The sequence below is a fragment of the Flagellimonas meishanensis genome (assembly GCF_019880545.1).
GTDB classification, from domain to species: domain Bacteria; phylum Bacteroidota; class Bacteroidia; order Flavobacteriales; family Flavobacteriaceae; genus Flagellimonas; species Flagellimonas meishanensis.
Genome location: NZ_JAINVW010000001.1, coordinates 929615 through 944426 on the forward strand (window position 1 = coordinate 929615; position 14812 = coordinate 944426).

Sequence of the window (14812 nt, forward strand, 5' to 3'; positions counted from 1 at the left end):
AACACAATATATAGGCAAATAATGGGATTTGACCAGACAGATTTAACTTTTTTTACTAACGAAGAGGGCCAAAGTCTTTTAAGTAGATTTAAATCAACTTTAAGAGATACTGAACTATTTGATATTTTGGTTGGTTACTTCCGAATGAGCGGGTTTCATAGAATCTATGAATCTCTTGAGGCTCTTGAGAAGATAAGAATATTAGTGGGTCTAAATGTTGATAAGGATTCTTATGATATTATCGCCTACCAACAAGAACAGGGTTTGTTGGATTTGGAATCTCATAAACGTACGAAAAAGGTATATGAAAAAAATCTTTTAAAAGAAATTGAAGAAAGTGAGGAGCCAGAAAATAAAATTCAAGAGGGAATAGAAAAATTCATCGAATTCTTACAGACTGACTGTTCGAATCCTGAAATTGACAAAGCCTATCATGGCAATGGCAAGAAATTAGAAATCAGGGCCTATCCATCAAAAAATATCCATGCAAAGGTTTACATAGGTAAGTTCAAACCTGAAGACAGAGATTATGGCTTTGTTATTACAGGCTCAAGTAATTTCTCTGAATCCGGGTTGATTGCTAATAGGGAATTCAATGTTGAATTGAGAAGTAAAAGAGATGTTTTATTCGCTGAAGACCAATTCAATAAATTATGGGCAGAATCTGTAGATATTTCTGAGGACTTCGTTGATACCATTGAAAAGAAAACTTGGCTTAGCGAAAATATTACACCGTATGAGCTGTATTTAAAGTTAATCTACGAGTACTTAGAGGAAGATATTAACCTAGAAGATGAGTTTGACCCATTTTTACCTGAAGGTTTCATGAAGCTAAAATATCAAAGTCAAGCGGCTATTCAAGCAAAGAAAATATTAGACCGTTACAATGGGGTCTTTTTAGCTGATGTGGTTGGACTGGGTAAAACTTTTATAACAGCCTTATTGTTACAGCAAGTAATGGGTAAAACCTTGGTTATTTGTCCTCCAGTATTGAGAGATTATTGGAAAGACTCTTTATTTGATTTCGGTATCAGAAGTTTCGAGGTTGAATCATTGGGTAAACTAGCTCATATTATCCGAAAGGGTACAGAACGTTATGATTATATAGTTGTCGATGAAGCCCATAGATTCAGAAATGAAGGGACTCAAGCCTATGCTGATTTATTGGAGATTTGCACAAACAAAAAAGTTATTTTGGTTACAGCTACCCCACTTAACAATACCATCAGCGATATTTTTGCTCAACTTAAACTGTTTCAATCGCCAAAGAACTCTACAATTCCAGGTGTTCCAAATCTTGAAAAGTATTTTGCGGGGTTGAGAACCCGTCTTAACAAAGTAGATAAGGCAGAACCAGAGTATAAGCTTCTCATAAAGGAAATATCAGATGATATTCGAAACAATGTATTACGATATGTAATGGTTAGGCGAACTCGGAATGATGTGATGACATATTTCAAAAAAGACATGCAGAAACAAGGTCTTGTTTTCCCTGTACTTAATGACCCAAATAAAATTGTGTATGAATATGAAGGCGACTTAGAGCATATTTTTAAATCTACGATACAGCAACTATTAGAGTTCACATATGCCAGATACACACCTTTACTTTACTACATAGGCAACAAACAGCTTACTGAGTTCGAGAAACAACAGCAGCGCAACGTTGGGGGCTTTATGAAGGGTATACTAGTTAAACGATTAGAAAGTAGTTTCTACGCCTTTAGAAAGAGTGTGGATAGGTTTATTAAGTCTTATGAAAACTTTTTAAAGATGTATGAATCTGGTACAATCTACATAAGCAAAAAAGTTGATGTCTACGATTTGTTGGATAACGATGACCTTGACAGACTAGATGAATTAGTAAGTGAAGACAAAGCTCATAAATACAAATCTGAAGATTTCACCAAAGACTTTATTACCAAACTAAATAAGGACCTGTCAATTCTAGAATATATCAGAGACCAGTGGACTACGGTTAATGAAGACCCTAAGTTAGAAAAGTTTGTAAGTGAGCTGAAATCTGATAAAACACTGAAAAATAAAAAGCTTGTCATCTTCACTGAATCCAAAGAAACTGGTGATTATTTGTACGAAGCTCTTCTGGATGAATTTCCAGACCAAGTATTATTCTTTTCGAGCAAAGGTGGTAGACATACTAATAAAACATCAGTATCCAATCAAACAGTTTCAAGAGACATTATTCAATGTAATTACGACCCCAATCGGAAAAAGTCAGAACAGGTCGATGAAATCAGATTTCTAATCACTACAGACGTACTAGCAGAGGGAATAAACCTGCATCGCTCTAATACTTTAATCAATTACGATTTACCTTGGAATCCTACAAGAGTATTGCAGCGTGCAGGTCGTGTTAACCGATTAGGTAGTGCCTTTCCTTTTGTATATATCTATAATTTCTTTCCTACAACGCAGTCTGATGTGCATTTGGGTCTGGAGACAAATATTACCAATAAAATTCAAATGTTTCATGACATTTTGGGTGAGGATGCTAAATACTTAAGTGATGGTGAGGAGTTCGGAAGTCAAGAACTGTTCAATACGTTGAATAACAAAAAAGCCTATTCTGGGGAAGATGAGGTTGGAGATTCAGAATTAAAGTATTTGGAAATCATAAGGGAAATACGAGACAAAAACCCTGACTTATTTGAACGTATTAAAACATTGCCAAAAAAAGCACGGAGTGGGTTTAGAAGTGATGATTTAGAGGCTTTGCAAATGCTTACTTTTTTTAGAATAGGTAAGCTTAAAAAATTCTACCGTTTTCAGGGTGGTAAATCCACCGAAGCAACATTCTTTGATGCTGTACAAGAATTAGAATGCCACCCCAAAACAGCACGAGCTAAAGTACCTAGCAACTATTTTGAAATGTTGCAAACTAACCGAGCCAAATTCACTCTAGATACTACCATAAAAGAAGAAACAGGTGGTAATAGAGGTCGTTCTAATGCTAAATACATTGAAGACCGAATCATAAAAGATAAGCTCTTTAAAAACTTCAAAGGCTTCACAGAATTAGACGAGGAATTTATAGAGGCAGTTAAAGCTACTCTCAAAGAGGGAAAAATGGCAAAAAAAACCGCTCAAATTGTAAAGAAAGAATTAGAGAAAGTCATTGAGCCACTACATGTCCTTCAAGTTTTAAGAAAATATGGACGTATTCAAATGGGTATTAACAACCAAAACAATAATAAGTTCCAGAAAAGAGAAGTCATCCTCTCAGGATATATTACCAAAAGTTAGTTATGGATAGAAATTCGGCTATTAACCTTATTGATAAAACCTTTAATTCTGCATTTGATGAAGCACAATTCACCAACTTCATTCAAAACTTATTAAACGATTTTGAGATAAAACCATACAAAGCAAGCGGGAATACAATTTGGGAAGACCAACGTGACCATGTAAGCTATTATAAACGAATAGGTAAATATATTGACCCAGAAGGTGAACCATTGGATGTGCTCATTGTACAGGTAAAAAATGTATCCAAACTAGAAAGAGCACGCACGGCTTTAAGAAACTTCGTCATTAAACACCTCAACAATTTTGAGAAAGATTATGCATTAGTGGCTTTCTACTCAAAGGAAGATGATGGTTATGATTGGCGTTTTTCTTTCATCAAAATGGAATACCAATCCTATTTGGATGAAGAAAAGCAAAAGGTAAAAATGCGCAAAGAGTTTACACCAGCGAAGCGATACTCTTTTTTAGTAGGGAAATACGAAAAATCATATACAGCAAAAGCTCAACTTCTACCACTATTACAAAATATTTCTAATAACCCAACCATTTCAGAATTAAAAAAAGCCTTTAGTATTGAACGGGTTACAGACGAATTCTTTGAACAATACAAAAGCCTCTATATAAAAGTCTATGAGTATTTTGAGAATGAAAATCTACCAATATTTCATGATGGTCAAATAGATGCATCTGGATTCACGAAAAAGCTGTTAGGGCAAATTGTATTCTTATATTTTTTGCAGAAAAAGGGTTGGCTTGGAGTACCTAAAAATGAAAGATGGGGTGCTGGTGACAAGCACTTTGTTCAGAAGTTATTTGTAAAAGCACAAGAGAATGGTCAGAACTTCTATAATGGATACTTACAATACCTTTTCTATGAAGCACTAGCGAAAGAGCGTGACAATAACAATTCGTTTTATCCAAGATTTAATTGTCGTATCCCATTTTTAAATGGTGGTCTTTTTGAAGCGCCCTATGACTGGGAAAACATCAGTTTCTCAATCCCAATGGGCCTTTTCAGAAACGATGAAAAAAATAAATCTGGTGATGTAGGTACAGGTATTTTGGATGTTTTCGACCGCTATAATTTTACCATAAAGGAAGACGAACCACTCGACAAAGAAGTAGCGGTTGACCCAGAAATGCTGGGGAAAGTCTTTGAAAATATGTTGGAGATTAAAGAGCGTAAAAGTAAAGGAGCGTTCTATACCCCTCGTGAAATAGTCCATTATATGTGTCAGGAAAGCCTGATTCATTATTTAGATAATGTCTTGAATAAAGATGATATAGCAAGGGTGCCCAAAGATGATATTGAACAGTATATAAGAGAAGGTCATTTAGCTCTAGAGAATGATGTTAGAGTTGCGGAGAGAGGAGAAACCCGAACGTATAAATATCTATTACCTGAGAGTGTACGAAGGAATGCCGATGTTATCGATGCGAAATTAACTGAAATACGAATTTGTGACCCTGCCATTGGTTCAGGAGCTTTTCCAGTTGGCTTATTACATGAATTGGTAACCGCTCATTTGGTATTAAAACCACATTTAAGTTATTCTTATTTAGACCATAAATTAATTGAATTTGATTTTCATGAAAGAGAAAGTATAAATGAAAGTCGCTATGTATATCGTCTTAAAAAACACATTATTCAAAAAAGTATTTATGGGGTTGATATAGACCGTTCTGCGATTGACATAGCACGTTTGAGGCTATGGTTATCACTAGTAGTCGATGAGGATGATTTAGAGCCTATTGAAACGCTACCTAACCTTGATTATAAGATTGTTTGTGGTAATTCAATTATTGGGTTACCAGAGCAAGGGGCGGATAGATATCCAACGCTAAAAGATGAGTTAGAAGAATTAAAGAAGCAATTTTATAATGAAACTAACGAGGAAGAAAAAAGATTTTTGCGCAGTCGTATAAATGAAAAGATTCATACCGTTTTACAAACGGCTGAAGATTTCGAAGGTTATTCAATCGATTTTGATTATCAACTATTTTTCTCCGAGGTTTGGAAAGAAAAAGGTGGATTTGACATTGTTATAGGTAATCCACCTTATGTACAAATTCAGAAATTTGACAAAGAAACTAAAGAAATATTCAAAAAACTTAAGTTCGAAACCCTATCTTCTACTGGGGACCTTTATGAACTTTTTTATGAAAAGGGAAATAACATATTAAGATTAGGCGGACATCTTTGTTATATCACTTCCAATAAATGGTTAAGGGCTAATTACGGGACCTCAACGAGAAAGTATTTCTTGACCGAAACGAACCCTAAATTGTTGTTAGATTTCGGACAACGGATGGTTTTTTCGACAGCAATAGTTCATTCTAATATTCTTCTTTTTGAAAAAAACAGATTCAAAAATGAATTTAGGGGTTGTCAATTTGAGAATTCCAGTTTGGAATCGCTGGCAAGCTATTTTTCCGAAAACTTCATTCATTTAGACTATCTAAATGAAGATGTATGGTCTATCTCCAACCCTAGACTTATCAGAATCAAAAGTCGACTGACATCTATCGGAACAAAATTGAGTGACTGGAAAATTAATTTTAGAAGAGGAATTTTAACTGGCTTCAATTCAGCTTTCATTATTGATGAGGAAACAAAAGAGAACCTTGTATTAACCGATTCAAAATCAAAAGAAATATTACACCCTATACTTAGAGGTAGAGATACTCGAAAATATTATTGTAATTATAAGAATCTTTATGTAATTGGCACATTTCCAACGGTTAATATAGATATAAATGAATATCCCAGTATAAAAAATTATCTCTTGTCATTTGATAGAAGAAAATTAGAACAAAATGGGATTACATATATCGATGATAATGGGGATAAAGTTAAATCGAGGAAAAAAACGAAACATCAGTGGTTTGAATTACAGGATTCAACTTCTTATTGGACTGAATTTGCAAAGGACAAAATAATATTCTCAGAGATAGTTTCTGAACCTCAATTCTACTATGACACAAAAGAATTCTACCCTGAAGCTAGTGCGTTCTTAATTACTGGGCAAAATTTGAAATGGCTTATTGCTTTTCTTAATTCGGAACCGATAACTACTATATTTAGACTCTTTTTTGCAGGTGGGGAACTTGTTGGTAAGTATCGTTATAAAAAGGCTTTTTTAGCAAATTTACCTATTCCATTACCTAGACAGGAATATTTATTTGCTGTTGAACTCTTAGTTCATTACTTAACTTTTTATAAAGGCTTATACAAAGACAAATCAAAGGAGAGTGCTATCTCTAATTATTATGAATTATTAATTGACGCACTCGTTTATGAAATATTATTTGCTGAAGAGTTTCAATTAGCGAGTAAAACCATATTGAATCACCTTGTAGACCTTAAACCAATTAATGACAAAATGAGCGATGAAGAAAAGTTAAGCATTATACAAAATGAATACCAAAGATTATATCATCCAGACCATCCTATTCGGTATGCCATTGAAACTATTGAAAGTATAGAGGAAGTAAGAATTATTAAAGAAGCAAAAAAACAATAATTGAATGGCATTTAATCCTAAATCAGAGTATATAATTACCCCTAAAGAAATCAGCATCAAAGATTTTTTTGACTACAGCGAAGACTATGTTACTAGACCGCCATATCAAAGGAAGGCTGTATGGAAACAAAAGAAAAAACAAGCACTTATGGATAGTTTGTTTCGAAGATATTACATACCGAAATTAGTAGTTCGGGAGGTAAGATTGGATGATAGTACTACTGTATTTGAAATAGTTGATGGTCAGCAACGGATAACAACAGTTCAAGATTTTTTTGATAATAAATACAAGCTGCCAAAAAGTTTAGCAGACCTCAGTAATGACTTAGCTGGAAAATACTACAAAGATTTGGGAACAGATGTTCGCAAGTTTATAGATAAGTCTTTAAAATACCAAGCAGACGTAATTAAGAATATCGATGAACCACAACATGTAGAACATCAAATCATTGCAACTGAAATATTTTGGCGTTTGCAACAAGGAGAAACCCTAAACTATATGGAGGTTGCCCATGCACAATTGTCAAGCTTAACCAGAAACTTTATAGTAAAATATGCGGATGACCTGACATTTGATTATGATAAATATGAACCTGTAGATAGCAACCCTGATAAGATGCCCTTCTTCGAATTATTAAACGTAGATAATGACAGAATGAAACATCTTCAATTTATGGCAAGGTTCCTATTAATTGAAAAAAATGGTGGATATGCGGATTTAAGTGATAAAAAAATAACTGAATTCATTGAAGATTCTAAAACAACCAATGGCATTGGTGATTATTCTTATGAGAATACCCATGAAGCAATTGCTGTTCGGAAAAACTTAAAAACGTTCTATGACATTTTTAAAGATGACCCGATGTTAGATGAATCAAACGGAATTAGGGAGTTTTCGGTCGAATACTTCATTATATCATGTTATATGCTTATCCGACATTTAAGAATGCATTACGTTCTAGATGAAGAAACTAAGAATGTGGTTAGAGAATTTATTTATGCTTTTCATACACGTTGGAAGACCTACGAAGAAGCTGAAGATACAGATATGCTCACATTTAGTAACCGCAGACAGCAAGGAGAAAATGATTTGGAAGCAAGGGACAGAATAATGCGTCAAGTCTTTTTCGAATACTTACGTGACAACGATTTTGAAATAAAGGAGAAAGATGAAAATAGAGTGTTTTCAGAGTTACAAAGAATTATAATTTACCGAAAAGGAAAAGGGCTATGTCAAGAATGTCTGAGAGAAGGTAAGCCTGAAAAAGAGGCAAGAGTAAGCTGGTCTAATTATCAAGCAGACCATGTTATTCCACATGCCAAAGGAGGACAGACTACTTTAGAAAATGCAGAATTATTATGTGCACACCATAATCAATCTAAAGGTGCAAAAGTGATTTAAGCCATGAAAATCCAAAACATTACCATTAATAAATACAAAGCTTTTCAGCGTTCAGAAACTATCGCTGTTGGTGGTAAAAATGTCTTTATTTACGGTGAAAATGGTAGTGGTAAAAGTTCTGTTTATTATGCTCTCAAAGATTTTTTTCAATCTAGTGTAGAGACAATTAAAATGGCAGACTTGCGCAATCTATTTCTCAATGATGGGAACACAGACTGTTCTGTTGAGGTAGGATTTGATAATGGCAACTCATATTTTTTAAATGAATCTTCCAAGAATACTGCGATTACTAGTATCACGGATGCAAATAGATTAAAAAGCTTTCTTACTTATAAACATCTTTTGGGGGTACATAATTTTAAGTTGGATAATGAACTTAATATTTTCGATTTGGTTGTTGAAGGGGTTTTAAGACATTTTAGGTCACAAACAGTAACTGGTGGAATTGAATTAATAGAACTATGGAATGATGTTGTAAACGAAAGTAAAATACCATATGGCCAAGGTAAATATTATCATGCTCGTCAAAAAAGAATCGCCATGGAAGAAAGAGCTATTAGATTCAATAACGCACTAGACCGTTTATTTTTCACAGGTGGTAGTGATTATTTGGGACCAGCTGTAAATAATATATTAGCCAAATTATTCCCAGACCTTGAAATAAATTTTTTACGTCATAGAATAAATGTAGATAACAAAGGCAAAATTTCAAAGCCTAAAATTGCATTACAGATAACTAGTGGCGGTATATCTTTAGACTCTCATCGACCTCATTTCTCCCTCAACGAAGCAAAGTTATCAGCGATTGCAATTGGTATTTTCTTAGGTACAATTGTAAGCCAATCTCGATTCTCTAAAGATATTAAAATTCTCTTCTTGGATGATATTTTAATTGGATTGGATAACGAAAATCGATTGAAATTAATTCAACTATTAAAAGGGCCTGAATTTAGAGATTTTCAGATTTTTGTGACCACCTATGACAGACATTGGTACGAGGTGGCAAAGGTACAATTAAGTGATTGGAAGTTTCTTGAATTTTACAAGGGCGTTAATGGACCTGAAATTAATGATGACGTAAAAACAGATATTCAAAAGGCAGAGATATATAAGAATAGTTATGACTATCCAGCTGCTGCAAACTCTTTACGAAAAGAACTAGAGAAGACCTTAAAAGATAAACTCCCTGAAACATATTCTGTAAGTGAAGATGTAAAAGGGCTTTTGAAACCTCCTAGTTTGGAAACATTAATAAATAGGCTTAAGCTCTATTACAAAGAGGTTGATGTGGATATACCTGAAAAATTAATTGATGGACTAAAGGTCTATAAAACTATTTTATTAAATCCAATGTCCCACGATGATATCCAAAGTCCTATCTATAAGAATGATATAGATGAAGCCTTTAAGGTTATTGATGATTTAAAAAAAATCAAACTTCCCTCAAAATTATTGGTGATTGAAAAAAATCAAATATTCAATATTAATTTACCAGCTATTTCATACGTCGCAGAAGTTATTTTAGCAAATAATGTATATAAGATAGATAATGATGGTACCATTACTTTCACCATTCCGGAGTTCATTTTTCTTAACTGGGAAAGGTTAGGCGTAAACTATGCAAAAATGACTGGAAATCCACCAGCAGCATATACCAAGTCAAAAAGGCTTGATATACTTAAAAGAAGCCCATATAAGCTAGATAAAATAATAGTCTCTATAAATAGGACTTACGATGAGCAGGGTCAACCGTTGATAACGGTATCTGATTTAAAGAATGCAATGAGTTGTGAGGGTAAGAATTTGACTCAGTTGATGATTTAATTTTAGATTCGCCAGTCCAAATCAATTATTTTTTCTGGTTCATCTTTTTCCATTGAAACTGGTTTAATTTTAGGCAAAACAAAAGGAGCCAGTTTTATTATAGCCTCAATTCTTTTTTCTGTAGATAGTTTATTTAAAAGTTCCGGAAGTTTATCAAGCTCATCTGAAAAGATGTTCTTCAATACAAATCTCATCTCATCAGAATATCTATTTGGAGTTCCTTTCTTCCTGCCTCCTATTTTCTTATGTCCTTTTTCGAATGGCATTTTATACTATTTCTTTACTACTATAGTATGTTCAATTATAATGTGGGATACTGTAATGCAGATTCATTTAGATCATTATACCTTGCATTATCTATTGAAACACTTAATGTGTAGAGTTTACGGGTATCCTCTAAGAACTGGTTCGAGAATAGAACAGTTGGGGGAGCAAAACAAAAAAGCCTTTCGTATAATCGAAAGGCTTTTGCTTTTTTTTAGGGCTGATTTTTATCGCTTATCCTCCCTGTCTGATTTTTGAATATTTATTGGATGCCGTGTTGGGTGGCAAAATGTGTTTTCCATCCTTGTTCTGGGCTACATTTTGCGTATTTTTTATTGAGGAGCATCCAAAAATAGAAATAACGAATAAAAGAGCTACTATTTTTTTCATATCGACAAATTTAGGCTACATCAAAAATAGTGAGGAAAATGGGATAACAAGCATAAAAAAGTATTAATATTTCTTATTGCGGTATTGCAGAATGGTCTCCAAAATTGGAGTTTCAAATGGTTTGTTCGCTTTGTGGAATGCAATTTTGACCGGTGCCCGAAGCACTACATGGGTTTGAAAAACACAATACGTCCTTTGGATCTAAATAAGTACCTTAGAAGTGCAATAGTCTTTATTATGGTGGAAGAGTTGTACACAACATTCAATGATCAGTTTGAAATGGAACTGGTAGAGGAAATCGCGTCCATTGGAAAATTTATAGAGGTGAAGGAGGGCGAAATCCTTATGGACATTGGTAATTACATTAGGTCCATACCTCTGCTGCTATCCGGGGCAATAAAGGTGCTCCGAGAGGATGATGAGGGGGATGAATTACTGCTGTATTATTTGGAGGAAGGTGATACGTGCTCCGTTACCATGGCATGTTGTATGGGACACACCAAGAGTGAGATAAGGGCAATTGCCGAGACAGATTCCAGGTTGGTGATGGTACCGGTCCAAAAGATGGAGGAGTGGATGGGCAAGTACAAGGGATGGCGAAAGTTTGTTCTGGAAAGCTATCACAACAAACTGAACGAGTTATTGCAGACCGTGGACAGTATCGCTTTTAAGAATCTGGATCAACGATTGGTGGAGTATCTAAAACGAAAAATGCAGGTAACCAACGACAACCTTATCCGAAACACCCACCAAGAAATTGCGTATGACCTTCATACCTCCCGGGTGGTGATCTCTAGGCTGCTCAAAAAATTGGAGAACATGAAAAAATTGAAATTGCACAGAAACCATATCCAGATTCTGGACCTGTAAGTATGTGCCCATGGTTACACTGAAATCACAATAGGAACCCTATTTTTGTAAAAAACCCTTGCATGCTCAAAAGGTTTTTCCCGTTTACGACTTGGATAGTCAACTATAATAGGACCTCCCTATATGGCGACCTTGTTGCAGGCGCAACTTTGGGGGTCATGCTGGTACCTCAGGGAATGGCATACGCCATGATTGCGGGCATGCCTCCAATATATGGACTTTACGCCGCCTTGGTACCGCAGTGTGTCTATGCCCTTACAGGTACATCCAGGCAATTGGGTGTGGGACCCGTTGCCCTGGACTCCCTTTTAGTGGCTGCCGGTATTGGGGCTTTGCAATTGAGTGGGATCACGGAATATGTTTCGGTGGTGCTCTTTTTGACCTTGTTGATAGGTGGCCTTCAGCTCCTGCTGGGATTTCTGAAAATGGGCTTCTTCATTAATTTTCTTTCCAAGCCGGTGATCAGCGGGTTCACTTCCGCAGCAGCCATTGTTATAGGCTTGGGTCAACTCAAACATGTTTTGGGAGTGGAGCTATCCCAATCCAGTAAGATCCATCAGCTAGTGGGCAATCTTTTCGGAAATATGGGAGATATAAATCCCCAGACGCTCATCATGGGCCTTGCAAGCGTGATGGTGATACTCATTTTGAGAAAGATACATAAGAAAATACCTACAGCCCTATTGGTGGTCATCGTGGGAATTTTGGCCGTTACACTGTTTCAATTGGATGACGTGGGCATCCAAATTGTAGGGGATGTCCCCAAGGGATTGCCTGCATTTCATGTACCCCCGATACGAACCGATTTGCTCGGACAGCTCGTTCCGCTGGCCATGACGGTAGCCCTCTTTGGATTTATGGAGTCCATCTCCATAGCAAAGACGGTCGAGGAAAAACATCCGGAATATGAACTTGATGCCAACCAAGAATTACGGGCTTTGGGACTCTCCAACCTTCTAGGGTCTTTTTTTCAATCATTTCCCGTATCAGGAAGCTTTTCCAGAACGGCAATAAATGAAGAGGCTGGCGCAAAAACGGCCATGTCATTGGTTTTCAGCTCCGTGTTCATAGCCATAGTCCTGTTATTCTTGACCCCATTGTTCCATAACTTGCCCAATGCCGTTTTGGGAGCGATTATCATGGTATCGGTTTTTGGGTTGATAGACATAGCATACCCCATTCAGCTTTTTAAGAACAGAAAGGATGAATTCTTCTTGTTGATCGCCACCTTTATAATGACACTGTTCATCGGATTGATTGAGGGAATCGTGCTTGGTGCGCTGTTGTCCCTTTTGCTGTTGGTCTATCGAAGCTCCAAGCCCCACATTGCCATTTTGGGACGGATCAAGGGCACCAATTACTTTAAGAACATAAATCGGTTCGCTGAGGACGTTGAAGTGGACAGGGACAAGTTGATTTTGAGGTTCGATGCCCAACTCTACTTTGGCAACAAGGATTACTTCAAAAAAGAGCTCTACAAAGAAATAGCCAAAAAGGGCCCTGAACTCCGGTATGTGATCCTGAATGCCGAGGCCATAAACTATATAGACAGCACTGCCACTGTGATGTTGGAGCGGTTGATCATGGATCTAAGGGAAAAGGGCATTGAACTTCTGGTCGCCGGGGCCATTGGACCCACAAGGGACATTCTACACAGCAGTGGACTAATTCATATTTTGGGAGCGCAAAATCTTTTTGTACAGACCTTTGAGGCTGTGGATTGCTGTTCTGATCACAAAGAAAGAAGCAGTATTCAAAAAAAAGTGTCCCTTCAGGCCAAAAATAGGACTTTGTAACTTTGGTGACCGAGCAAAGCTTTTGGCTGTGCTATCTTTGAAAAAAAAATTAAGGAAAGATGAAAATTGAACAGATATACACAGGATGTTTGGCCCAGGGAGCCTATTATATTGAAAGCGAGGGAGAGGTGGCCATAATTGACCCATTGCGCGAGGTACAGCCCTACATCAAAAAGGCTGCGGATAACAAGGCAACCATCAAGTATATTTTTGAGACGCATTTCCATGCCGATTTTGTAAGTGGGCACGTAACGCTTTCAAAGGAGACCGGGGCACCCATCATCTATGGACCCAATGCCAATCCATCCTATGAGGCCATTATTGCCGAGGATGGGCAGGAGTTCCAGTTGGGGAAGGTTACCATCAAGGTATTGCACACACCAGGGCACACCATGGAAAGCACTACGTATCTTTTAAGGGATGAAACGGGAAAAGACCACGCAATCTTTAGTGGGGATACCCTTTTCCTGGGTGATGTGGGCCGGCCCGATTTGGCACAAAAAGCCGCTGACATGACCCAAGAAGAGCTGGCAGGCACATTATATGACAGCCTTCGGAACAAGATCATGCCATTGGCAGATGACGTTATCGTATACCCTGCACATGGGGCCGGATCCGCCTGTGGAAAGAACATGATGAAGGAAACCGTGGATACCCTGGGCAATCAGAAAAAGATGAACTACGCACTTCGTGCCGATATGACCAAGGCAGAGTTCATCAAAGAAGTGACGGAAGGGCTGCTGCCACCACCACAGTATTTCCCACTGAACGTAAAAATGAATCGAGAGGGCTACGAAGATATAGACGCCGTATTGGAAAGAGGTACCCAGGCCCTTGGTCCGGATGCCTTTGAGGTGGCGGCCAATGAAACAGGGGCTGTGGTCCTGGATGTGAGACACCAGGATGATTTTGCCAAAGGACACGTACCAAGGTCTATTTTCATCGGGTTGGGAGGAAGTTTTGCCCCATGGGTAGGCTCACTGATCGCCGATGTAAAACAGCCCATACTTTTGATCGCCCCTAAGGGCAGGGAAGAGGAAGCCATAACCAGACTTTCCAGAGTTGGGTTTGATGGCACTATTGGCTATTTGGACGGAGGCATCGAGGCCTGGAAAAAGGCCAATAAGGAAGTGGATACCGTGGAAAGCATCAATGCCGGAGAATTCAAGAGCCGATTGGAACATAAAGTTCAAGTGTTTGATGTTAGAAAAGAACCCGAGTACTTGGCCGAACACGTGGAAGATGCCAAGCTGGCCCCATTGGACTATATCAATGACCATTTATCCGAATTTCCAGAGAAAGAAACCTTTTATGTGCATTGCGCAGGGGGCTATCGCAGTATGATTGCCGCATCCATTCTCAAAAGTAGGGGAATCCACAACTTGGTGGATGTCGCCGGGGGATTCAAGGCAATCAAAGAAGTTGGTATTCCGGTTACGGATTATGTATGCCCCACAACACTGAAATAAATTTCA

9 protein-coding genes are annotated in these 14812 nt (G+C 37.2%); 7 read left to right on the top strand and 2 right to left on the bottom strand.

Annotated features, from left to right (window positions below):
* Positions 1-21 precede the first annotated feature (21 nt).
* From K7G75_RS04190 to K7G75_RS04205, 4 genes are read left to right on the top strand one after another with little or no spacing between them, the layout of a single operon-like run.
* Positions 22-3264 (top strand): helicase-related protein, encoded by a 3243-nt coding sequence (locus K7G75_RS04190; protein WP_222982969.1) that lies wholly within the window; start codon positions 22-24, stop codon positions 3262-3264.
* A 2-nt stretch (positions 3265-3266) separates the two neighbouring features.
* Positions 3267-6791 (top strand): Eco57I restriction-modification methylase domain-containing protein, encoded by a 3525-nt coding sequence (locus K7G75_RS04195; RefSeq protein ID WP_222982970.1) that lies wholly within the window; start codon positions 3267-3269, stop codon positions 6789-6791.
* Between the two features lie 4 nt (positions 6792-6795).
* Positions 6796-8193: a GmrSD restriction endonuclease domain-containing protein gene (locus K7G75_RS04200; RefSeq protein ID WP_222982971.1), complete on the top strand. Its 1398-nt coding sequence runs from the start codon at positions 6796-6798 to the stop codon at positions 8191-8193.
* A 3-nt stretch (positions 8194-8196) separates the two neighbouring features.
* Positions 8197-10017 carry an AAA family ATPase gene (locus K7G75_RS04205; protein WP_222982972.1) on the top strand — a complete coding sequence of 607 codons (1821 nt, stop codon included), beginning with the start codon at positions 8197-8199 and terminating at the stop codon, positions 10015-10017.
* A gap of 2 nt (positions 10018-10019) precedes the next feature.
* On the opposite strand, the gene K7G75_RS04210 is transcribed toward K7G75_RS04205, so the two are convergent.
* The gene (locus K7G75_RS04210; RefSeq protein WP_222982973.1) at positions 10020-10283 is read right to left on the bottom strand and encodes a hypothetical protein; all 264 of its coding nucleotides are present in this window, start codon (positions 10281-10283) and stop codon (positions 10020-10022) included.
* A 232-nt stretch (positions 10284-10515) separates the two neighbouring features.
* On the bottom strand, positions 10516-10671 hold the full coding sequence (locus K7G75_RS04215; protein WP_222982974.1) for a hypothetical protein: 156 nt from the start codon (positions 10669-10671) through the stop codon (positions 10516-10518).
* Between the two features lie 237 nt (positions 10672-10908).
* Here K7G75_RS04215 and K7G75_RS04220 point away from each other — a divergent pair, with 237 nt between their 5' ends.
* The 3 genes from K7G75_RS04220 to K7G75_RS04230 all read left to right on the top strand — a co-directional run bounded on the left by K7G75_RS04220 (position 10909) and on the right by K7G75_RS04230 (position 14806).
* Positions 10909-11541: a Crp/Fnr family transcriptional regulator gene (locus K7G75_RS04220; RefSeq protein ID WP_222983452.1), complete on the top strand. Its 633-nt coding sequence runs from the start codon at positions 10909-10911 to the stop codon at positions 11539-11541.
* A 62-nt stretch (positions 11542-11603) separates the two neighbouring features.
* A complete protein-coding gene (locus K7G75_RS04225; RefSeq protein ID WP_222982975.1) occupies positions 11604-13337 on the top strand; it encodes a SulP family inorganic anion transporter in 1734 nt (577 codons plus the stop codon).
* Positions 13338-13396: 59 nt separating this feature from the next.
* On the top strand, positions 13397-14806 hold the full coding sequence (locus K7G75_RS04230; protein ID WP_222982976.1) for an MBL fold metallo-hydrolase: 1410 nt from the start codon (positions 13397-13399) through the stop codon (positions 14804-14806).
* Positions 14807-14812: the final 6 nt, after the last annotated feature.

What these genes read in the sequence shown, in the direction of transcription:
- K7G75_RS04190 (WP_222982969.1), top strand. Translation starts at nt 22, where the DNA reads ATGGGATTTGACCAGACAGATTTAACTTTTTTTACTAACGAAGAGGGC.
- K7G75_RS04195 (WP_222982970.1), top strand. Translation starts at nt 3,267, where the DNA reads ATGGATAGAAATTCGGCTATTAACCTTATTGATAAAACCTTTAATTCT.
- K7G75_RS04200 (WP_222982971.1), top strand. Translation starts at nt 6,796, where the DNA reads ATGGCATTTAATCCTAAATCAGAGTATATAATTACCCCTAAAGAAATC.
- K7G75_RS04205 (WP_222982972.1), top strand. Translation starts at nt 8,197, where the DNA reads ATGAAAATCCAAAACATTACCATTAATAAATACAAAGCTTTTCAGCGT.
- K7G75_RS04210 (WP_222982973.1), bottom strand. Translation starts at nt 10,283, where the DNA reads ATGCCATTCGAAAAAGGACATAAGAAAATAGGAGGCAGGAAGAAAGGA.
- K7G75_RS04215 (WP_222982974.1), bottom strand. Translation starts at nt 10,671, where the DNA reads ATGAAAAAAATAGTAGCTCTTTTATTCGTTATTTCTATTTTTGGATGC.
- K7G75_RS04220 (WP_222983452.1), top strand. Translation starts at nt 10,909, where the DNA reads ATGGTGGAAGAGTTGTACACAACATTCAATGATCAGTTTGAAATGGAA.
- K7G75_RS04225 (WP_222982975.1), top strand. Translation starts at nt 11,604, where the DNA reads ATGCTCAAAAGGTTTTTCCCGTTTACGACTTGGATAGTCAACTATAAT.
- K7G75_RS04230 (WP_222982976.1), top strand. Translation starts at nt 13,397, where the DNA reads ATGAAAATTGAACAGATATACACAGGATGTTTGGCCCAGGGAGCCTAT.